We start from the raw sequence: 21,814 nt of genomic DNA, 5'->3' as shown, positions 1-21,814 counted from the left end.
CCTAAGAAGACAACCGCCCTCGTCACAATCGCTATATAGTACTCTTTCACAACAAGAGTCAATATCTTTTCTAAACTTTCCTTAAAATAAATAATTCTTCCATAAATTGCAATCAAAAAGTGTTATCTTTGCAGAAAATACTACCATAAATGGCTTTTTGTCCTTTTAAAAATACTGTTTTCAAAACCGCCTTGAGGCATAAACCCATGGTGAATGGTTTGTTGTGTGATATTGTTATCTTATTGAATGCTGTTGTTGCTCTTCTGTTTTTCTTTGCTATTATATTTGCGAAAAGCTATTGCTTGAGACATAAAGATTCATTTTTTCTATAAAATAATCAAATTCTTGTAAAAACATTTTAGATTATGCGAACTTTTCACATTTGATATTTAAAAAGAGTACGATAAAATTCCATGTGGGATAACGAACAACAAAAAAATGATCCCGGACTGGACCCAGCTCTTGTGGTCAAACGTTTTCTGCCGGCTCATCGACAAGTTTCTGTTCGTTGGCTTACAGGAACAGTTCTCACTGGAATCACTTCTTGCATTCTTATGGGAATTGCACTTTTTGCCGCTCTTGATGAACAACAGCGCTTGGTAACACCCCCACAATGGTTTACGCCAACAAGCCTTTCAAAAACACAAGATCCTGATAACAATAGATATAAAGGCAATCGTATTGCTCAAACCCATGCCAGGCAAAGTTTCGATAGTAAGCGTCAATTCGAATTATCAATTCTGCAAAAAAAAGGTGATCAAAAAGTCATTCAAACACAAAATTTTGAATGGATTCGCATGTCCTTAGCTGAAGAGCGCCCACAAAAATACCACTATCCTAAATTTGATGCCCTTAACATGTTTACCAGTGATTCGCTCCCTCCCTCTCCTATACCACAAGATTCTGGAGAAATTTATGGTGCAAAGGTGGAAACCAAAATAACCCTACGCAATCATAATTTTATTCTTGATCAGTTAAGTTTTGATGGTGCGGATATCCTCACAGAAGATGAAGCACAACAAGAATTACAAAAAGCTGGGTTTACTTTGGAAAAAAACCAAAAGCTCCTGTCGATTCTTACACTGGTTGATCCCTTAAAATTAGAGGATTTGTCCTCGAATTCCGAATTTACCGATACACCAGAGGTGCGCATTGTTCAGGAAAATGTGACCGTTTCTCCTCAAAATCATCGCATTGATCTTACTAAGAATTATGCGGAAGATATTATCCCTATTCATAAAAAACAAAAGATCATCGAAGCTTTTAAAGAAACCAATTATACAAAAGAGCAAATTGAACAGGTTGCAAAAACTTTAGCTCTGTTCAACCGTTCCGAAACACTGAAAGCGGGCAGTCTTCTGCGCATTGGCATCGTCACACAAGCTGGAGAAGAAGATCATCTTGTACGGGCAAGCATCTATCAGGGGATGTATCATGTTCTCACCATAGCCCTCAATGATAAAGGGCAATTCGTTGAAAGTGCAGAACCCCAAATGTCTCAAGCCCTGAAAACCGCTTTTCAGAATGGCATTCCGCATTCTTATGTCAATACAGCACAATTACCAACAGTTTATGATGCACTCTATAATGCTGTGCTAAGCCATAATATGTCACAATCTCTCTCGCAGCGTATCATTCGTTTGCTTGCCACCAACGTTGACATGAAAAGTCGTATAACACCAACCGATCAACTCGAAATATTTTATGCCGTTCCGCAACAAGGAGAGACAGGAAAAAATAACAAAGAAACACCAAATGGCCAAAAGAGCCTGAGAGCAAAAGACTTAGCCAATAAAGATCCTGAAATTCGTTATATTAGTGCCACCTTTGGCAATGCAACATATAAATATTACCGTTACCAATCGAAAGACGGAAGCGTCGATTACTATGATTCAGAAGGAAAAAGCTCCAAACCTTTTTTACTGCGCAAACCGACTCCCAATGGCGTCTTTGGTTCCCCCTTTGGACCACGCAAACATCCTATTTTAGGCTATGTCCGTATGCACACAGGTGTTGATTGGGTTGCACCAAAAGGATCACCCATTATTGCTGTAGGAGATGGTATTGTTATAAAAGTGGGTGTCAGCGGCGGCTATGGCAACCATACAGAAATTCAACATCCCAATGGATATATCAGCAGTTACTCACACCAAAGTCGTTATGCACCAGACATCAAACCAGGCGCTAAAATACGACAAGGACAAATCATTGGATATGTTGGAACAACCGGAATGGCAACCGGTCCCCATTGTCATTTTGAAATCATCGTCAATGGTGTAAAAGTTGACCCTATGCGCATCCGTATACCGGACAGTAAAGCCTTAACCAATCAAGATCTCCAAGCATTCTTACGTGAAAAAAATAATATCGATTCTTTGCTAAGCAGCCCGATCAAACCAGCAGAAGATACTTCTTAAACCATACAATAAAATCTTCTCGCTCATTGAAAATCACTGTCTTTGAATCTTTTGTTAAAAAGCAACACCATAAAAGTTGTGAAACAACAAAAAAGGAAACCTTGGCTTTTTGCTTTCTGTTCATTTTAAAAAAGCCTCGTGATTCCTCATTTGCGTGAATAAAAAGAAAGTTTGTCATTCATTTACTATCTTTTAAGGCTAATTGCAGAAAACTGAAAAAGTCAAAAACAGCAACAGATTTTTAAAATGAATACTGCCCTGCTGTTCGCTTATCATGCGCATCACACTTTTAAAAAAAACACTTACACCGATGAAAACAGCTGTCTTTCATCCTCTCCCGCCGAAAAAGAGAAAAAATAAAACAGAAAAGGCGAACAAGAAAGAATATTGATAAACGAAGCAGAAAAGTTATTGATCAATTCTTGACGCTTGATGAGAATCATAATCTAGCATCCCTTTCATTTCGAAGAGAATAAAAGTGCTTTGCAAAAGCAGAACAAAACAGCATCTCAAAATAAAATCCGTTGCTTCTTTTTGCTCTTTGTTCCTTTTCATCTTTTGCCACAAGGACAATTTGTTATATCTTTGATTGAGGATTGTTAACCTATGAAAGCGCCCCCCCCTGCAGATGAGAACATCAACTGGGTAGAAGAAAAACTTCAAAGTTCAATTTACGAGAATGCCAACACGCACCCATATCGCAACAGCCCCATATTGCAAAAATCCTTGGCACCTTGGAACTTGAGAGAGTTGATAAGACGCATATTCTTGACTTCCTTTTCTTGCTTCCCTTGTGTAAGAATTTTTTGTGCAAGAATTTTTTCTCACACGCCAATCCGATTTATAATAGAGAACGGAATGATTTTTATTGAGGGAGCATCGACAGGTCTGAGAGAAGAAAACTGAATATATTTGCAAGACTGATGCAACATGCGAAACAATAAATTACTTTATCAGTCAAGGCTTTGCTCTCTATGGACTGCCTCTTTATAGAAAATCAAGCAGAGGATTCCTCTGAGAGACTAGGAGTTAATTTTGGCAAAGGAATGACAATTTTTGTTCCTCCCAAAGCAGAAGTTTCAAAAAGTGGTTTTTCACCAAACTGCATACAAAGCTGTTCAACAACCACCCGACCAAGACCTGTTTTTTGTTCTCGCATTTGGTTCTTCATACCCACGCCATTATCTTCCACAATGAGCATCAGTTGCCCATCTTTTTGAGGACCAAATGAGATGTAAATATCACCAGAGCGCTTATCAGGAAAGGCATGTTTTAAAGAGTTTGTCAGCAATTCACCAAGAATAATGCCCAGTGTTGTTGCATCTCTTGAAGACAATCGACACTCTTTAAAGTTCGTGTGAATGGTAATATTTTCGCGCAATTCAAGAGGCATTGCCAATTCAACATCATGCACCACAGAACTGAGAAATTCTGCCAATAAAGTTGTTTCCATATCATCACTCAAACGCAAACGGCGATGTGCTGTGGAGATTGTCTGGATACGGTCTCGTGCTGCGCCAAGAACAGAACGCACCTCTTCATTGTCACTGCGATTTAATTGGAGCCCTAGCAAAGAAGAAACCGTCCCAAGAGAATTGCCAATGCGATGACTCACATCTTGCAACAACATTTCAACCCGTTGTCTTTCTTTCTCAGCGTGATTTCGAGCTTTTTCTAATTCTTGCGTGCGTTCTTTTACACGAGCTTCAAGGGCTATATTTTCACTATGCAGCAGCAATTGATACATTTTTAAGGAGCGTACATCACGGTGAAAACGATTAATGACAAAATAGGCCGACATAAAGGTACTCACGACAGAAACAATCGCTGCCAATGTTAAAGCAGCCCGCATCAGTGCGATTCCCTCGCGCTGTTTTTGCCGCACCACATCATCGCCATTAATAAAGCTTGTCATCAATTGTGCTAAACGCTTCACTTGAATCTTTGGGACTTCAGAAGAAGAAGGTTGAGAAGATTGATCAGGCAGCGCCTCAAGAGCATGCATATGGTGATTCATAAAAACTTTACGCGCTTCGACTTCTTTTTTAAAGGAAGTAAACCATTCATACCACTGCGGATGTGCGTAAACAAGAAGTTCAATATACTCGAGGATATCGTCAAGAGTGCGCGCGGCACGTTCAAAGCGTGCTTTATCTTCTGGCTTGTGGTTTTTTGCATAGCTTCGATCAGCGACAGCCATATCGATCAAACTAATCAGCACCAAATCAGCCTGTTCACGCAGTTCTGAACTTGTATTCAACTGTGCAACTTCACGATCAACAGCATTTGAGAGCAACAAAATAAAGGCCGAAGCCAAGAGAGCCATAACAAGAGAAACAATAATCGCCAACCAACGCCAACGCGATATTATTGCATCAGAAGAGGATATGTGAGGAAGCAAATTCGTCTTTGTTGTCATAGAATTCCCATCAGCGAACCTGAAAATCGTCATTTTTCAGCGCAAAAGAGGGCGCCCTTATGGCATCATAGTGCAACAAACCCACTGGAGAGTTTCTATAAGCTTCCTTTATTTTTTCCAAAGGAGTTACGATAAACACCATGAATTTCTTTAAATGCTGACTTTACTGTAATAGCTATAAAGGGAATTAAAAAAACAAGGCTCTTAAACATAATTATTATACTTTTTTAGCCGTTAAATGAACATAATGTGCTCCCTGCCGAATAAGAATCGGGACCATAATCGGATTCACCATTGACTTTGAGAAGTTCCTGTAAACGATTACGCGCGCGGCTCACACGGCTTTTAATTGTTCCAACAGCACAGCCACAAATCGCTGCAGCATCTTCATAAGAAAACCCAGAAGCACCAATCAGAATAATGGCTTCTCTTTGATCCGCAGAAAGAAGATTTAAGGCTTTTTTAAAGTCTTGCAAATCAAGCGACCCATATTGAGGAGGATGAACAGCCACATTTTCGGTAAAGACCCCTTCGCTGTCTTGAACTTCTCTGCCCCTTTTGCGCATTTGACTATAAAATTCATTACGCAAAATGGTAAAAAGCCAAGCTTTGAGATTTGTTCCCATTTGAAAACTGTCCTGCTTAGCCCATGCTTTCATAAGAGTATCTTGAACCAAATCTTCAGCTTTATCGTGCTTGTTACTTAAAGAAATTGCAAAAGCCCGCAGAGACGGTAGAATTAAAAGCAGTTCCTGTTTAAAGTCTTTCATGCGCTTCGCCATAAAGGATTCAAACCTTTTCTATATTTTTTAAGCCAAATTGCTCTACTTGCTCCAACCTATCCAAAAGTTCGAGCAGATGCGCAGGCAGTGCTTCTTCCTGAATTTCCAAGTAAAACCGGCGTAACTTGCGTGCTATTTCGCTATTGACGCCGAGAAGATCCTCTCCAAACGTAAAATGATTGGTGAGATTTTTTTCATCACGGTCGTTCATTTTTTACCCCCCTAATCCATATAATAAGTAGCAGCTATAATAATTTTCGCCTTATGGTTGTAAATATGTTTATCTGTAAAAAGTTCCATACGAACAGAGGAACTTTTTCCTCTGTGAAGGATTTCGATCAACAAAGTGCTTCAAATGTCAAAGGAGTTAGAAATCATGTCATTATCAACGCGCATTGCACCGCATCTTCCTTATCTTAGACGTTTTGCCCGCTCTGTGACAGGCAGCCAATCCTCTGGTGATGCTTATGTTTCAGCGATGTTGGAAGCGCTGATTGCTGATATTTCCATTTTTCCAAGAGCATCCAATGACCGGATTGGTACCTATTGGCTTTTTTGCCACCTTTTTGACCAAACCACGCCGAATATCCCCGAACCATTGCCACAATTTGGTCTCGAACAAAAAACCAGTGCAAAATTATCGTATCTCACACCTCGGGCACGCCAAGCCTTTTTGTTGATTGCTGTTGAAGGATTTAATGAACAAGAAGCCAGTGAAATCATGAATCTTGATGCGAAGGAGTTCCGCAAGCTTCTCAACCAAGCATCAACGGATATTTCTCAACAAATTGCCACACAGGTTATGATTATTGAGGATGAACCTCTTATTGCAATGGATATTGAACAAATGGTTGAAAGTCTTGGCCATCAGGTGGTCGGCATAGCTCGAACCCGCCAAGAAGCTGTTGTCCTGTATCATAAAGAAAAGCCACGCTTGATTTTAGCTGATATTCAACTCGCCGATAACAGTTCTGGCATTGATGCCGTCAATGACATTTTGCAAAATGATCATATACCAGTGATTTTTATTACGGCATTTCCTGAAAGGTTATTAACCGGAGAGCGTCCAGAACCAACTTTTTTAATCACCAAACCCTTTAATCCTGATATGGTAAAGGCGCTTATTTCACAGGCTTTATTTTTTAAAGAGAATGCGTCCAAAGCAGCCTAGAACAGATCAGCATTCTCACCATGATTGTTACGCCTATTCCAAAGCCTCCCGTGGAGAGATCGCATCTAAGCGCTCTGATGCAAGCGATCCATGGCGCTGATATTTGTGTTTTATACCAAACAACGAATCTTGTCTATTTATGGGCTGAAAACTTACCACAGCATTTGCACAGCAAATGGCGGATGGGCTGTCGTGACAGCGATTTTTTTTCGCTTGACCTTGCAGACAATATGGAAACCATCAAATTGCAGGTTTTAGCCACAGGCAAGATGCACACCATTGAGGCACGTTTTGAAGATACGACCAAACAAACGATTTGGTATAAATTCTCTATTGATTGCCACCGCAACGATAACGGAGACATTATCGGCATTATCACCACTGGTGTTGATATTTCAGGATTACGCCGCCGTGAGCAAGTGCTAAAAATCTTGCTTCGCGAAGTCAGCCACCGTTCTAAAAATCTTCTGGCTATCATTCAAAGTATTGCCAGTCAAACCGCACGCTATACTGAATCGCTGCAGATTTTCTTACGCAAATTTCAAGGACGCCTCCATTCTCTTTCGCATTCTCAAGATTTGATCACCGATTCCGATTGGCGTGGCGCCCAATTTCGCGAATTGGTTCACTCGCAAACTTTAGGGTATTTAATAAAAGAAACCGAACGCTTTTCACTGGAAGGCACAGATCCCTATCTATTTCCTAATGCTGCTTTGCATATTGGTTTGGCTTTTCATGAACTGATTGTTAATTCTCTTTCTTTTGGCGCCTTATCACAAGAAAAGGGAAGCGTCTGTGTGCGGTGTGAAGTGCACACAAAAATCAATGGAGCAACACAACTTCTCATCACTTGGAATGAAAATTTTGCAGAAGAGGCTCCTCTTTCTCACCAAAAAAAAGCGTGTTTTGGCAGTGCTGTCTTAGAAAAGATTGTCCCTATTTCTGTCAATGGTTCAGCCTCCTTAAAAATAACCGAAAAAGGGATTAATTATTGCCTGTGGGTTCCTGACGATTATTTTGATATCTTTTTTTAAAAGAGCATTTAAAACACCACGCAATGAAAAAACAAAATACCTGTCCCCCAGCATTTCTTTAGAATTTTTTCCCACAAAAAAGACCTATTTCCTCACAATCAGCCTCTTGGAGATCGAGCTTCTCATCTCTATCCCAGTGAAAAATACATAGCAAAACCAGCACACGGGCACACAAGCGCTTGATCGAGTTCAAAAAAACATCTCCATAAACGATTTAAAATGCCCATCCCACTGCATCCTCTAGCGCATAACCCTATATCTGCTTTCATAAGCGGAACACTTCCATGTCCTAGCGCTCTTTTTGTGATAGATCTCCTGCATATTTGCCCCAAGATACTATCAAGAGGCTCTTATGAACAGCATGCGCCAAGATAAACGGTGTCTTTTTGTTATCTTCAGTACTCATTTCTCATTTCACCGCATTCTTGCATCTTGTTTGCATCACAATTCTCATCACAGTGAACAAGTGGAAACCTTTCCTCAGTATCTTATCACATGATAACACAAAGGCGAAAAACACCCCCACCACCATTCAAAGACGACAACCTCGCCACGAATGCTTAAACAGCGTTTTTTCATTTAAGCCTTTTCCCCTATCAATAAAGGGTCCCCACAGCAATTCTGTGATTTCATCTCCATCCTAGCCAAGGCGCAGTCTCATCTTCCTACCAGAAACGAGATTGGAACAAACAAACTTTAAGAGCGTTTTGCCGTAAGAAAATCCGTAAAAGTGGACAGATGATGTTCTCTGCGATCAACCTCTTATTGAGAAAGTCTTTCATGAATAGCCTTGTTTTTATTCTCCTCGTGGTTTCATGTACAGATGATTTTAACAGCTGTTATTCTAACAATACAATGGCCACCAGCTACCCGACAGCGCAAGCCTGTGAACAAGCCATGATACCCTCTACCAAAAAATTTGCCTTTTATGGGCAACAAATCTTCGCACAATGCATAAAACTACCTACAAACCCACATCAACAAGAAGTCAATCTGATCTGGTCTGTGACGAACCACGGGAATTTGTTGCTGAAAAGTCAAAACGTTTATGAGAACAGATCAACAGAAAACGAAGCAGATGTCTTAACCACATCATCTCCTCTCTAGAACTCCTTTCCCATAAATTTCTTGCATAAAAGCCCTTAAAAGCATAAACTCATCAAGCTTTGAGAGAACAATCAAGGAAACAGTGCAATAGAATGAATAATATTGGGGCAATAAATCCTCGCACAATGCATAAAACTACCTACAAACCCACATCAACAAGAAGTCAATCTAATCTGGTCTGTGACAAACCACGGGAATTTGTTGCTGAAAAGTCAAAACATTCGTGAGAACAGATCAACAGAAAACGAAGCAGATGTCTTAACCACATCATCTCCTCTCTAGCACTCCTTTCCCATAAATTTCTTGCATAAAAGCCCTTAAAAGCATAAACCCATCAAGCTTTGAGAGAACAATCAAGGAAACAGGCAGCATGGTGGATAATCAACAAAGTCATACTTCAAAAGACCATCGCGCAGAGCAGTGTGCCCTGCCTCAAGATCTCCCTTTAGACCCTGCAGTAGAACGCGTCAGAAAAAAGCTTATGCGCTTTATGATGATTGCCATTTCAATCACACTCATAATGACTTTTGCTGTCTTATTTTTAGTTGTCTATAAAATGCTTGCAACGAAATCAGCTCCTCAAAACTCGCCCCAACTCTCCTCTTATAACAAAAGTCCAAAAGTTGCCGACCACACTCTCTCTTTACCGAAAGGAACACAGATTTTGTCGCACAGTCTTTCGGAACACAATATTATATTGAGGGTTTTAATGCCAGACGGTCAAACAAAATTTATGATTTACAATTATCATAGCGGTGCGCTTATTGCTGTTCTTTCTGTTGAAACAACAGGACACAATATCGTCCCCCACCCCCATTAACACAGCAACATCGCCATGAACCCTTGAAATAGTGTTTTTTGAAACATTTTCTCAATCTCAAAGGTAAATACAAGGCAAAAACGGGGTTTTCTCTATATTTCTGCACCAAATACAGACAAGACAAGGGCGCTTTTTTTCATCAATGTAGTGCTATTGTAAAAAACTTCTGGCACTTTGCTTAAAAGTCCAAAATATGCAAATGCACAAGATGTTTCTTAACAAAAAATGTACACTGCACTGACATTAAACCAGCAACATCTCCCATAAGCGCTTTAACAGTGCTCTTTCATTGCAACATTTTCGCTCAAGACCAAAAGGTTACAACCCGACGACAACGCGGTTTTCTCTGCACTTCTGTAGCTAAACAAGGCAAAGATGCATCTTTTTCTGTCCGTACAACACCATTTTCTGATGGTACCCATAAAAATTGATAATCGTACAATTCAAAGTGTGATTCTTCTTAAACACCACGGACAGTACGCCGGCGTGAAGGGCGACGTGTTTTTTTGACAGGTTCAGGCTTTTCTTGCAAAATGCCTTGCCCTTGGCGACGTTTTTTCCTCTGGCAAAGCACCTGCCTCTAACGCCTCATCACAGGCATATTCATTTTGAGTTTCTGCCCGTCGATCCTTACCATTTTTTTGCGGCTGTATTTGTGATATATCGACATCACAGGAAACGACGGTGTCTTTTTTTGCATCTTCTGCACTTATTTCACCGTATTCTTGCGCACTATTTTCATCGCGATTGTCATCACGGCAAACAGATTGTAATAACTGGTCACAGCTCTTCTCTCATGAAAACAACAATGCAAACAAATGTCCCCTCTCTCAACACCCATTAAGACAGGAATACCGCGACCGGACCTTCAACAGGGCTTTTTTGTTTAAACATTTTCTTCTGACCGCAAGGTTACCACCCGACGACGACGTGGTTTTCTCTGCACTTCTGTAGCCAAACAAGGCAAAGATGCATCTTTTTCTGTCCGTACAACACCATTTTCTGATGGAGCAAGTGATAATTCAGGGGGCGATTCTTCTTGAATACCACGGACAGTACGCCGGCGTGAAGGGCGACGTATTTTTTTAACAGGTTCAGGCTTTTCTTGCAAAATGCCTTGCCCTTGCTCTGTTTTTTCCTCTGGCAAAGCACCTGCCTCTAACGCCTCATCACAGGCATATTCATTTTGAGTTTCTGCCCGTCGATCCTTACCATTTTTTTGCGGCTGTATTTGTGATATATCGACATCACAGGAAACGACGGTGTCTTTTTTTGCATCTTCTGCACTTATTTCACCGTATTCTTGCGCACTATTTTCATCGCGATTGTCATCACGGCGAACAGATTGTGACGTTTGCCCCACCGCTGCGAGAATAATACGCAAGTAGTGTTCAGCATGTTGTAGATAATTCTCCGACATAACGCGATCGCCAGCACCCTGTGCATCACGCGCAAGACTTATGTACTTATCAGCAATTTGCTGAGCATTTCCGCGAATCTTAACATCCGGACCGCTACTTTCATAATTCCGAGACAACGGATTAGGGCCACGACGATTATTGTTATTATTATTATTGTTGTTATTATTATTGTTATTATTGCGACCGCGTGCCCGTCTATTTTGTTGTGGCCTCATCTTTATCCCTTTTGGAGTGTTGATATGTCTTAATGACTCTTCCTCACCGCATTACTTTTCAATAATGCTGATCATGTTAAAAATACGGTTATCAGGCTATCCGCGTTTATTTCACTCAAATGATAATACCTACTGATATTTGATAAAGCATATATTTTTTGAAAATCACAAAAACAGCAGGGAAACCGTAAGCCTAAAATTCCCTATTTCTCTGCTAACCAGCAGGAACGTAGTGATGTTCACATAAAATGCCAAGTGTTTTTTTTAAAATAGACCATATTTCACTAAAAAAATAACCATCTTGTGGAAAAATAATGAAAAATGAGAACACAAATACGCACTTTCTGGCAAATATTGCATTCTTACCAGAAAAAACGTTAGTAGTTTCTCTTTTTCTCTAAAACCACCGATCTCAAAAAAACCGATATTCCCTACCTTACGCGCACTTATCTTACAAGCACTTACCCCCCAGAAGTCACCGCGCGAACATACTGATTTTATAAATCATAGCCTGTCTTTTACGCTAAAGCAACCCCCTTATGAAAGACAATCTTTAAGCGATACTTACGCTTTACAATATCTTCCCATATCTATAATTCATAAATATAGATAAATAGGGAGCATTATTCAAGTACTATAAATATTAAGGCATCTGTTTTCTTGCCAAAACTGGACAAAAATACTGTAAATTTTTTAAGTTCGATGGATTAAAGTGCAGTGCATCCACCGTGCAGGGCATTTATCTTGGACGGTAATCTTAGCAAAAAAGTAAAAAAACGATAAGGCTTTTTAGGAAAGAAAGGAGCGGCATGACGCAGAACTTAAAAACGGAGTCATCCTTAATAACAAATTTCATCAATAAGGATGGCAGAAAGAATGGCAGAACACACTGTTCTGTTTTCGTTAGACTCCCTGATGAGAAAACTGTGTTTGCAAAACGTGCACAACGTTTTGCACATTTAGCCAATGAGACGCCCCACAAAGAATCGCTGCTTTTTTTTGCAGATTTTTGTAATGCCCAACAACAATCAATCGAAAAATTTAAAGATTTTGCCGGACCTCTTAGTCGTTTTGGGACAATTTCCACCTGTTCTTTTGATTCTACTCCTTCTTTTGACCGGTCAAAATTGTTATCTTTGGGTTTATATAGCAGCATTGTGAAGGATTTTTTGCAACGCCTATTATCCCGCATGCTCTCTGGGTGCACCTTTTCGCCAACAAAGCACGAAGCTGTAAAGCGCACACAACAGCAAGAAGACCAATGGCACTTGTGGGCAGAAAATCTGCTCAATCATAGACTTTCCCAACAGCAATTAACAGAACATCTTCTCATCATCGGCACATTGCAAATTCTCTATTCCCTTGCCGCGTCACAGCTTGATGCGCAAAGCTTACCCCCACAACCAAACAATTGCTGTCCTGCTTGTAGAGGGACACATTCAGCAAGCATCATTATCGAAAGAGAAGCACAGAAAACCATGCGGATGTGTTCTTGCCTTTATTGCGGCACCCTTTGGCAAGCCCCGCAGCACCAATGCACTTTTTGTGCAGCACCGAAGACGATTACTTCTACTCTTGAAAACACTCCCGAAGGTCTTGTCCTGGAAACCTGTAAAACATGTGGACGTTATTGCAAACAACTCAATTCCCACCAAAATCCTACCTTGGATGTTTTTGCCGATGACATCAACACGCCAACACCGCATTTTTTGCAGCAAGGCTCTTTTCATTTCAAGCATGGGAATTTCAATCCCTTTTTAGCATGAGCAGAAGAGAAAAATTAACTGGATTTTGCTCTCAAACAAAGAGCTTAATGGACGACAGCTCACATTCACGGCTAACACAACAAAAAACTAGCAGAAATCTCTATACAGTTAATGAAAAAAAACGCAGATCTTAATAAACAAATGGAACAAATACAAAGGCTCCCCTCACTTACACCGAAAAGGAATATCAAATCCACCTTTACCATTGAGCACAAAAGAGCCATTTTATAGTTTGCTTGAAGTTTTTCAGCTTTAAAAGGCACAGACTATCTTAGAAGATCATTCTATTGCTTTATAAAGATAATTTACTATTTTGCACCTTGAAGGAAAACCCCACGTACCATTCTCTCATCATTCCCCTCTTATAATGCATCAATGAAAATTGCTTGCTTCTCCATCACAGGCGGAACTGTTGTACCAATAAAAACTATGAAAAAAGAGGAAGAATTGCCTTCCATAAACCATTTCAAATGCCAAGGGATGTTCAACATTGGAGGATAACAAAGAAAATAATGGTGCAAGCCTGCACACTCAATAAGCATAAAGAGGGTGGTGCCCAATGACTTTACCGTTATACCCTTCACGAATGCTGTCGCGAAAGGGGCTTTTGTGCCTTAAGAAATGTCTCTTTAAAACCAGCGCGTGAATATAATATGCAACACTATAGCATTCTGTTTTGTGTAAGAAACATACCCTATTTAAAGAGAATAATGCTCACACAAAGGGGATGTTAAAAAATTGCTTTCCATGCTATTAACGTTATGACGTTATAAAGCAATTCATAAGATCCCTCAATGGCTGTCTTAAGCGGGATGGATATCTCAACGAGAGAGAACTAAGAGCCCCCTCTTTCATAAACTCCTTTGAAAAATATAAGAGAGGCAATCGATCCGTTAAAATACAAAAAGAACAATAGCACCTTATAAAATGAGTTCATGCCTTGAGTGATAAGAACAATTTATTGTTTTTAAACTTGAATTAACAATCCCTGATATTATCACAGTCTTTCATCACTCGCTCTTATAGGGCGTCAATTAAAATTGCTTACCTCCCCACCACAAACGGTGCTGGTGCGCGAATAAAAACTGTGAAAGACAAAGAGAGTAAAAATGCCTTTCATGAAACGTTTCTACACAAGGATTGATACAAAATTTTGAATTAGCAAAGAGAATGATAGTGCAAGCCTGTACACCCACTAAGCATAAAGATGGTGGTACCCACAATGGCTTTACCGTTATACCCATCACGGGTGCCATCGAGAGAGAAGCGTTTGTGACTTAAAGGATGTCTCTTTAAAACCAGCTTAAAACAAATATGTGATTAGCACTATGATAGCGTTCTGTCTTGCGCTCAAGAGCATGCCCCCATTAAAGAAGCCGAAACACAAAAGCGTGAGGCAATGTGCTATCGCCATTATTGACAAGACAGTGTTTTAGATATTTTTGAAAGCCAAAAAGCCGGATTAAAAGGAGATTATAAGGCTGGAAGCTGGTATCCTTAAAACTGCATATTCTCCCTCAATAAGGCTCTCTCCGTTTGAGAGATACCCAAAACAGAGAGAGGTAAACCCCTTTACTCTTATTTCCCATACAAAAGCGATAAATGCAAAAAAAGCTAATGAACCATCTCACTCTTTGCCTCAAACAAACGAGCACATCAACTTTGGACATTGATTTACAAGCAACAGAAAAAAGACGCGGTTGATGAGAAGAACAACGCCATAAAACCCAAATTTATCCGCCTCCAATTTATCCATATTGGATTGGAGAAATGCTCGAGCTTTTTATAAAACACCTTGCAACTTATAAAGCACTTCACAACAGAACAACGAAACGCATGAAATGCGTGAGAGATCCAAGTAAAAAACATCAGATCTAACAAGGAGCATAGGTTGGAATGACAACTGTTGCGAGGTCTTGACTGTCTTTTTGTAGATCTTGGGGATGATAAGGGTTTGGGAGGCATGTTTGTTTATCCCGATCAGAAAACTTATCATATTTCTGTATGGGGTTTTGCAGCAACTTTTCACCTTTTTCTCAAAAGAAAGCTCTAGCGCCATGAAGAACAAAAACACTATCAAGGCTTCTGTCCTCCTCTCCAGAGGGCTTTATGTTATCTTTTAAACCATTAGAAAACAGCAAATATTCATCGACGCATTCATCATCTCTTTAAAGTTGTTATTTTAAAAAGATATACTTTATAAAATGCGATACTTCTTTTATTGATACAATATTAAAAGCACAGAATTTCCATCGCGAGGATACACCATTTTCATCATTTTTTTTGCAAGAAGAACAAGGCTTTTATCATTTTTTCATACAACTTTTTGCCCTTTAAATTCGCACATAAAAATTTAAAAATGGTTGCGTACTTTATTTTTATCACTGTCTTTTTCATTGAGCAAACAATCCCGTAAGAGAAAATAGTTTCCATCGCCTGGCCGCACCATTTTCATACATTTTTTCTTTGCGGTATCGGAAAGGGTATCCCACATTTCACGAATTGCAAAATAGGCTTCACTTTCTAAATAAAGACAGTGCTGATAAACCTCCCTTTTCCTATCAAGCGTGACTGAAGCAGCAACTTCCTTGCAATATACGCGGTGATCAAAAACTGGAATATTTAATTCAACAGGCACAGGCTGTGTTACGTGTTTGTTGGGAAAAAAAGAACTGATAATTTTTACAAAACCAAAACAAAACAACACCACGCAAAAGAGCAGCATGCAGACAAAAGCGATCTTGCGATATAATTTTTTAAAATACGCTTTTTGCCTCGCGCGGATTCTTTTTTCCATCAAGACTGTATCCTTTAAATATCTCAAGAGAAGCTTTTTACAACAAAAAATGACAGAAATATCAATGCCCCACCATACATGTTGTCGCCATAAATGATCAATCTTTTCTGTAAAAATACACCTTTTTCTCTATGTCATGAATGTTTTTCATTTCTTTGTCGTTAAAATTCTTGTGAGAAACTTTTTACATTGTCTTTCATCAAAAGGGTCTCAAGGCATTCTCCATAAAACTTTGGAGATGTAAAATCCCATCCAAGCTCTATGAGATTTTCTGACCAACAGAGAAAAAACACTGTTGAAAGGGAATGCTGCCATTTTCTGTGATGCTAATAACAACATTTGTCCTCTCCCTATACTTTTGGTAAGGAGAGAAAAATTTCACTCTACCTTCCACACTGTTCTCCCCATAACCAACGCACAAAAACGTGAAATAAAATACGTTGCCGCTTTTAAGAAAAATCCTAATAAACAGAGGATATGCTCTTAAATAAAATGCCCATCTCCCTACAAAAAACTCTCTACTGCAATGAAAAAAAGACGACATCTTTTATTCTGGAATATTTTGACATTATTTCGCCATCATTATGGCAGAGTCAAGAGAGGTAAAAATTTCCCTATTCTTTTAAAGTCATCAGAACAAAGCAAAAAGAGTTGTGGAAACTGGTTTTTATCATTCTATACCCTTAAAGAGAAGTTTTTGAGATGACTGTAAGAAATATACAATGCCAGAGCACTATTGCTGCTCTTCTAAGCTGTAAACCTGAAGACAGCATCATCCAAATGAAAGAGAAAACAGGGAGAGAACCGGAGACCTCTGTCTCTTTTCATCTGCGTGTCTCAATGTTAGATGGTGGTGTTACCACAGGAGAAACGTTAAAAGGAAATGAACAATGGCTCTTGTATGACAAAGTGCACATTGAAGAGCTGATACTCCCCTTGCCCAATAGGCACTGCGTTAGTGCACAAGATGCGCAATATCAACTGATTGATGCATACAGCGAATTGTTAAGCCGGATGTTTTTCATCCAAGTTTGTGGTTATACGGCAGACAGCATAAACTCTGGTAAACAAAATTTAACGCTCCAACCCATCGATTACGGCTTTAACAAACCAACTGCCCCAAGCAGTAAACGCATCATACGCCCCCAGGGAGTGATGAAGGATGAAGATTTAACAGATCCTCAACACCACAGCTTCAGTCTTGACCTGATCGATAAAGCTGTCATACATGCTAAATGCGCATACCATAAAATTCGCCCAACATATATCAACAACAGAAAATTCTATGTCCTCTACCTGCATCCCACCCAAGTTACACAGTTAAGAGATAACACGGACCCCGATATGTGGAAACATATTCAAAATGCAAATGAATGGATGTGTCTTGACGAAAATCACCCTCTTCTTGAAGAGTCCCTTGGTATATATAATGATGTTGTTTTGCGTCAATCTGTTGATGTAACCAACGGTGTTCATTCAATAAACAACACGGCTGTTAACGATGTACGACGTGCTGTTTTGCTTGGAAGCCAAAGTGTAATCATGGCTTTTGGAAGAGACTATAGTTTTGAAAACTTTTCGATAAAAAACTACGAAAATCCTTCCACTGTAGCTCTTGAAACCATCATAGGTATGAAAAAGGCACGCTTCCCAATCCCTTATGATCCCCAAGACCCACCAAAAGACAGTCAAGATCTCGCCACGGTTGTCATTCCAACCTATACTCCTTGTTAGATTTGATGTTTTTATTTGGATTTCTCACTCATCTCGCGCGTTTTTTTAAACTTACTTTATGAGAGGAGCAAAACTTCGGCGTTCACATCTTGCTCTAAGATAAGTCATCCCCGAAATCATCTTATTCTCTTTAAAGAGCTTCATGCAACAGTTTTGTTTTATACCAAATATCTTCAAAGCTATATTTGTACTTTGCGCAAGTGAGATTATGAGAATTCATCAGATCACGCGTTAAAGAACGTTTCATCATATGGCTACTAGAAGGTGGTACCCCTGAACATGATGCGACAAGATGATTGTTAGAGGACGCCTCTCTTGAGTGTTCTGCAAAAAATGACAATGCCATTGCCGTAAGTGCATCCTCACCAGCATAATATGCGTCTAAGAAAGCATAGTGACTTGAAGTGATAAGATCGGGATTTGTTCGAGGCTGAGAAGGAATAAAATTAGGATTTAAAGTTCTAGGACCGAAAACAACTTGATCCCCTTGCAGCATAACACTTCTTGCTGAATAGATTGATTCTGTAGGGATTAAATTAGTAGCGGCCCATTCTTCCTGCCACCCAAATGTATTATAAAGACTCATAACGTTATTTGCCTGAACCTCATTATCAGCATACAAAGCTGTCATCAGTAACGAACTAGGAATATAAAAAAAATTCAATCCTGGAGTAATATCGTAGACCCAATAGGTCTCTTGAGGATTAGCAATGAGTTGCTGACGGGCCATTCTGTAAAGAGCTTCCATACTAGCCGTTGTAGAGATATAGCCTGAATGCCGTGTCTCAATTGAAGCACCGCTGACATGAAACAAGAGATCGTACGATGCATGCTCTCCACCCCACGAGGCAAAACCGTCTCCGAAAAATATCTCTGATGGAGAACGACCATCTAAACGATAAACGACAGAAGGTGTATCTTCAGCATATATCGGATGAACAAATGAAAAGATAGGCAATAAAACTATCAAGAAGATAATTGAAAATGCTCTTTTAATCATTTTTGATTCCTTGCAATGATAAAATTGTATCTCTCATCCCTATAATCCTCTAAAGAGTACAGTTACTTTATGCAAATTACAGAGATGAAAAATGATAAATTTATAAAAAATCAAGAAGTGCTATTTTAACTTAATCTCTATAACGGCATTTTTAATTGCATCATCATAGGTCAACTGTACTTTTCTGTTCAAAATGACTGCAGTTTTAGCTAAATCAAGAATATTCTTTCCAGCGAGAGTATCACAACTCCAGAAGAGTTGTGTGACATCTCCTTTATCAGGAATTGCTGAATATCTTAACTCGAGAGAACACTTCGTTCCTACATCTTTAGCTGTAACAGAATTGATATACCCTCGTTCTACATGCTGTGCAGCATGAGAAATAGTGGCTGTCACAACCATGACTGGCAAAATAAAGAATGTTTTTTTTAAAAAATTTTTCATAATTAACCTCTTAAAAATCGCTTGCAATAAATATTTTCTCACCTGTTCTTCGCCCTTAAGGGCGAAGATCTCATTATTTTATTGTTGTAGAATGAAGTGTTGCTCTTTTTGCGTTTTAACAGCTCAATCGCCTCTTTCATATTTTTCAAAGACTCTTATGGAAAAGAGCAGCCCCGATTATTTCTCCTTGAGATAACCCATTCAAAGCGACCTTTGAGAAATTTTCCGCAATGTTTTTATTTAATGCTATAGCATTAAATAAAGAGTATCACCTCTGGATAATCATGATACCGTCATAAGATATCATATTGATTTATAAGGATAATTAATCATTTTGCAATTTGAATGAAAGCTCTAACTATCCCAAGATTTTCTCATCGCAACCCTGCTTAGAACAAATCCCGCAAAATCACTTGCTTACATATCACAGGCAGAGTTAGCGTGGGGGTGAAAACTCCTCAAGAGAGGAGTAAAAATACTCCTTATGAACCGTCTCAAGTGGCAAAGGCTGTCACAACTTTTGAGTAGAAAAAGAAAAAATGGTGCCAACTTGTATACGGTACAAGCAAAATTTGCCAAATTTTATAGCTTATTTTCAAAAAAAAGAGTGTGAAATTAAAGCATCACTTGAATGTCTGATTGCTTCACCACTACCCAAGCAGCCTCTTATAACTCAGTCTTGTGTCACATAATTTTTTTTAAATCACGTACCAGCACAATTATTTTAAAAACACGCGATTAAAAACAAAATCAGCTCTTCTTGAAACTCTTCCTCGCACCTCAACCTTAACATAATTGCTTGTGCGTACTTTTCTCAAAAAACTTCAGTATAGAATATTTTCATTTTCCAAAAGAATAAAACATATCCATAACACTTTCTCGAGAATAGATTTAATCTTTACGCATTCTCAGCCCCAAAACAATACTCTCAAAAGATCCAAGATCTTTATAACAAACATCAAGAAGTCTTGATGTACTGTAAGCTCTGTAAGCGACCTCGAGAATTTCAGGCCTCTGAATATAAAAAATCCCTTGCCAGAAATTTACGCTCTCCTTCTCCTACAGGGCGCACTTCAAGAAGAGAGAGAACATTAAGCCCGCTTGCTTTTTTATAAGGAATAACAGAAATGTTATTGACCATGACTGTTGACAGCAATTGTCCTCCTACATTTTGACAATCCTTTTCAACAGTCCAAATACGTGCACAAGCAGGTCCAGTAAGACACAAGGCTAAAACGACTAAAATTAATTTTTTCATCATAAAATGACTCCTTTTCATTTTTTTGTGTTTAAAAAAGTGGATGAATTGATCAATGTAAAAAAACGATACAACTTCTTCCTGAATTCCACCATTTACGCATCATCAATAGAAAGCTCTTTTCCATAATTGGCCTCACATGCAGCAGCAAGATCAAAACAAACGTGACATAGCCGCTGCAAAATCTTTGTCCTTCTAACAATTTTTTAGGGCAAAGACTTTCAGAGATTTGGATACCAAAACACAAGAAAGTTCTCTTTCTTTACAATACACAGCTGATATTTCATTTGCCGTTTTGGTATAAACCCAACACAACAAGAGAGAGCACCTTCTCTTGTTTTAAACTGAAGCGCTATTGTGCAAAAGTCCGGATTGATACAAAAGTTGATGAGCTGTTCAATGCCATTAAACTCAAAAGAATAAACTGTCACAATCAAGAAGAGCAATAAAGATTAACTTCTACTGCAATGATCTAAGTTTTCGAGAAAAGCTAGTTGGAACTCGCTACCCCTTTTTCTTCTCTCACAAGGCTTTACCAACAGAGAATCTCTCATTTAGGTGGTACATCGATAACCAATTATCCACACAGCAATGCTCTCTTGAAAGAAATTTTTCCTTCATAAAAAATTTTCTATGTTGTTTGCTATCACGACATAAAAGTTACCCTGGATGAGATCTCCACAAAGCAAAAATATCCATGCAAGGCATAAGAAAATTTTTCTCTTCAGTCCCCTACAGTTGTCTCACTTTTTATGCTCATTCAAAACAAAACTAGCAATAGAATAATTTCTCTACAAAGGCACGCATGGCAGTGTTTGTTAGCATAGGTAAGCCATAAATTGATTTATAAAGATAATTTATTGTTTTACAACTCAAATGAGCTCCCTGAATATCGCAAAATTCTCTTATCGCAGCTCCTCAAAGTAAAACAAGCCCAATCATTCTCTTGCAGGTTATAAAACAGAATAAGCGTTGGATAAAAACACTTAGAAAAAGGAGTAAAAATACCTCTCATGAACCGTCTCAAGTACCAAGGGCGAGTGCAACATTTTGCGCTATTACTAAAGAATGATGATACAAGCTTTCTGCTTCATAATCTAAAGAGAGTTAAGCACAATAGCTCTTACGATAAGATCGTCTTATACAAAAAAGCAAAAAGAGTTCCCCACATCAATGATAGTATTGAATACTCCGCCCTCTTTCATGATTCACAATCTTTATGATTCATAATATCGTTATTGTTACATTATTGTTTTTAAGCAAAGTGATCTATTGTCAAATCCAAAGCAATAAGAATAATTTTGTTTTTTTCACAGAAACAAATCTATAAAAAGTTGAGAACTTTTCCATTACGGCAAGAGAGCAAAACAAAAGGGGAAAGAAAAAAATCTCCATCATTTTCTAACATTTTTACAAAACTGAAACAGCT

The 21,814-nt window shown here is 38.9% G+C and carries 15 protein-coding genes; 7 read left to right on the top strand and 8 right to left on the bottom strand.

The window, feature by feature from the left end; translation table 11 throughout:
* Positions 1–413 precede the first annotated feature (413 nt).
* Positions 414–2,417 (top strand): M23 family metallopeptidase, encoded by a 2,004-nt coding sequence (locus tag BN200_RS04490; protein WP_019221323.1) that lies wholly within the window; start codon positions 414–416, stop codon positions 2,415–2,417.
* A gap of 997 nt (positions 2,418–3,414) precedes the next feature.
* Here BN200_RS04490 and BN200_RS04480 read toward each other — a convergent pair.
* The 3 genes from BN200_RS04480 to BN200_RS04470 all read right to left on the bottom strand — a co-directional run bounded on the left by BN200_RS04480 (position 3,415) and on the right by BN200_RS04470 (position 5,829).
* Positions 3,415–4,836 carry a sensor histidine kinase gene (locus BN200_RS04480; protein ID WP_019221319.1) on the bottom strand — a complete coding sequence of 474 codons (1,422 nt, stop codon included), beginning with the start codon at positions 4,834–4,836 and terminating at the stop codon, positions 3,415–3,417.
* 227 nt (positions 4,837–5,063) lie between these two features.
* The gene (locus tag BN200_RS04475) at positions 5,064–5,618 is read right to left on the bottom strand and encodes an RNA polymerase sigma factor (protein ID WP_019221317.1); all 555 of its coding nucleotides are present in this window, start codon (positions 5,616–5,618) and stop codon (positions 5,064–5,066) included.
* A 7-nt stretch (positions 5,619–5,625) separates the two neighbouring features.
* Positions 5,626–5,829, bottom strand: coding sequence for a NepR family anti-sigma factor (locus BN200_RS04470; RefSeq protein WP_019221316.1), 204 nt, complete (start codon positions 5,827–5,829; stop codon positions 5,626–5,628).
* Between the two features lie 165 nt (positions 5,830–5,994).
* On the opposite strand from BN200_RS04470, the gene BN200_RS04465 reads away from it, so the two are divergent.
* From BN200_RS04465 to BN200_RS04450, 4 genes are all read left to right on the top strand, one after another.
* On the top strand, positions 5,995–6,789 hold the full coding sequence (locus BN200_RS04465; RefSeq protein WP_019221315.1) for a response regulator: 795 nt from the start codon (positions 5,995–5,997) through the stop codon (positions 6,787–6,789).
* Positions 6,790–6,809: 20 nt separating this feature from the next.
* Positions 6,810–7,823, top strand: a complete 1,014-nt coding sequence (locus tag BN200_RS04460) for a PAS domain-containing sensor histidine kinase (protein WP_034988789.1) — start codon at positions 6,810–6,812, stop codon at positions 7,821–7,823.
* A gap of 780 nt (positions 7,824–8,603) precedes the next feature.
* Positions 8,604–8,930, top strand: a complete 327-nt coding sequence (locus BN200_RS04455) for a hypothetical protein (RefSeq protein ID WP_034988967.1) — start codon at positions 8,604–8,606, stop codon at positions 8,928–8,930.
* Between the two features lie 370 nt (positions 8,931–9,300).
* Positions 9,301–9,750, top strand: a complete 450-nt coding sequence (locus BN200_RS04450; protein WP_019221311.1) for a hypothetical protein — start codon at positions 9,301–9,303, stop codon at positions 9,748–9,750.
* Between the two features lie 886 nt (positions 9,751–10,636).
* Here the strand turns inward: BN200_RS04450 and BN200_RS04445 are convergent.
* Positions 10,637–11,386 carry a DUF4167 domain-containing protein gene (locus BN200_RS04445; protein WP_019221308.1) on the bottom strand — a complete coding sequence of 250 codons (750 nt, stop codon included), beginning with the start codon at positions 11,384–11,386 and terminating at the stop codon, positions 10,637–10,639.
* 809 nt (positions 11,387–12,195) lie between these two features.
* Here BN200_RS04445 and fdhE point away from each other — a divergent pair.
* Entirely contained in the window at positions 12,196–13,152 is a 957-nt protein-coding gene (fdhE, locus tag BN200_RS04440; RefSeq protein ID WP_019221306.1) for a formate dehydrogenase accessory protein FdhE, read from the top strand.
* A gap of 2,353 nt (positions 13,153–15,505) precedes the next feature.
* On the opposite strand, the gene BN200_RS04430 is transcribed toward fdhE, so the two are convergent.
* A complete protein-coding gene (locus BN200_RS04430) occupies positions 15,506–15,949 on the bottom strand; it encodes a hypothetical protein (protein ID WP_019221303.1) in 444 nt (147 codons plus the stop codon).
* 702 nt (positions 15,950–16,651) lie between these two features.
* Here BN200_RS04430 and BN200_RS04425 point away from each other — a divergent pair.
* Positions 16,652–17,683, top strand: a complete 1,032-nt coding sequence (locus BN200_RS04425; protein WP_019221302.1) for a phage capsid family protein — start codon at positions 16,652–16,654, stop codon at positions 17,681–17,683.
* Between the two features lie 130 nt (positions 17,684–17,813).
* On the opposite strand, the gene BN200_RS04420 is transcribed toward BN200_RS04425, so the two are convergent.
* The 3 genes from BN200_RS04420 to BN200_RS04410 all read right to left on the bottom strand — a co-directional run bounded on the left by BN200_RS04420 (position 17,814) and on the right by BN200_RS04410 (position 20,388).
* Positions 17,814–18,683: an enterotoxin A family protein gene (locus tag BN200_RS04420; protein ID WP_019221301.1), complete on the bottom strand. Its 870-nt coding sequence runs from the start codon at positions 18,681–18,683 to the stop codon at positions 17,814–17,816.
* 120 nt (positions 18,684–18,803) lie between these two features.
* Positions 18,804–19,127, bottom strand: a complete 324-nt coding sequence (locus tag BN200_RS04415; protein ID WP_019221300.1) for a hypothetical protein — start codon at positions 19,125–19,127, stop codon at positions 18,804–18,806.
* Positions 19,128–20,133: 1,006 nt separating this feature from the next.
* On the bottom strand, positions 20,134–20,388 hold the full coding sequence (locus BN200_RS04410; protein WP_019221299.1) for a hypothetical protein: 255 nt from the start codon (positions 20,386–20,388) through the stop codon (positions 20,134–20,136).
* Between the last annotated feature and the right edge of the window lie 1,426 nt (positions 20,389–21,814).

Origin of the sequence: Bartonella senegalensis OS02, from assembly GCF_000312545.1 — a bacterium.
Lineage (GTDB): Bacteria > Pseudomonadota > Alphaproteobacteria > Rhizobiales > Rhizobiaceae > Bartonella > Bartonella senegalensis.
The sequence above is the reverse complement of the archived record's forward strand: the minus strand, read 5'-3'. Positions and strand labels throughout refer to the sequence as shown.

Coding starts and splice junctions, on each gene's coding strand:
- BN200_RS04490 (WP_019221323.1), top strand. CDS start 414: ATGTGGGATAACGAACAACAAAAAAATGATCCCGGACTGGACCCAGCT.
- BN200_RS04480 (WP_019221319.1), bottom strand. CDS start 4,836: ATGACAACAAAGACGAATTTGCTTCCTCACATATCCTCTTCTGATGCA.
- BN200_RS04475 (WP_019221317.1), bottom strand. CDS start 5,618: ATGGCGAAGCGCATGAAAGACTTTAAACAGGAACTGCTTTTAATTCTA.
- BN200_RS04470 (WP_019221316.1), bottom strand. CDS start 5,829: ATGAACGACCGTGATGAAAAAAATCTCACCAATCATTTTACGTTTGGA.
- BN200_RS04465 (WP_019221315.1), top strand. CDS start 5,995: ATGTCATTATCAACGCGCATTGCACCGCATCTTCCTTATCTTAGACGT.
- BN200_RS04460 (WP_034988789.1), top strand. CDS start 6,810: ATGATTGTTACGCCTATTCCAAAGCCTCCCGTGGAGAGATCGCATCTA.
- BN200_RS04455 (WP_034988967.1), top strand. CDS start 8,604: ATGAATAGCCTTGTTTTTATTCTCCTCGTGGTTTCATGTACAGATGAT.
- BN200_RS04450 (WP_019221311.1), top strand. CDS start 9,301: ATGGTGGATAATCAACAAAGTCATACTTCAAAAGACCATCGCGCAGAG.
- BN200_RS04445 (WP_019221308.1), bottom strand. CDS start 11,386: ATGAGGCCACAACAAAATAGACGGGCACGCGGTCGCAATAATAACAAT.
- fdhE (WP_019221306.1), top strand. CDS start 12,196: ATGACGCAGAACTTAAAAACGGAGTCATCCTTAATAACAAATTTCATC.
- BN200_RS04430 (WP_019221303.1), bottom strand. CDS start 15,949: ATGGAAAAAAGAATCCGCGCGAGGCAAAAAGCGTATTTTAAAAAATTA.
- BN200_RS04425 (WP_019221302.1), top strand. CDS start 16,652: ATGACTGTAAGAAATATACAATGCCAGAGCACTATTGCTGCTCTTCTA.
- BN200_RS04420 (WP_019221301.1), bottom strand. CDS start 18,683: ATGATTAAAAGAGCATTTTCAATTATCTTCTTGATAGTTTTATTGCCT.
- BN200_RS04415 (WP_019221300.1), bottom strand. CDS start 19,127: ATGAAAAATTTTTTAAAAAAAACATTCTTTATTTTGCCAGTCATGGTT.
- BN200_RS04410 (WP_019221299.1), bottom strand. CDS start 20,388: ATGATGAAAAAATTAATTTTAGTCGTTTTAGCCTTGTGTCTTACTGGA.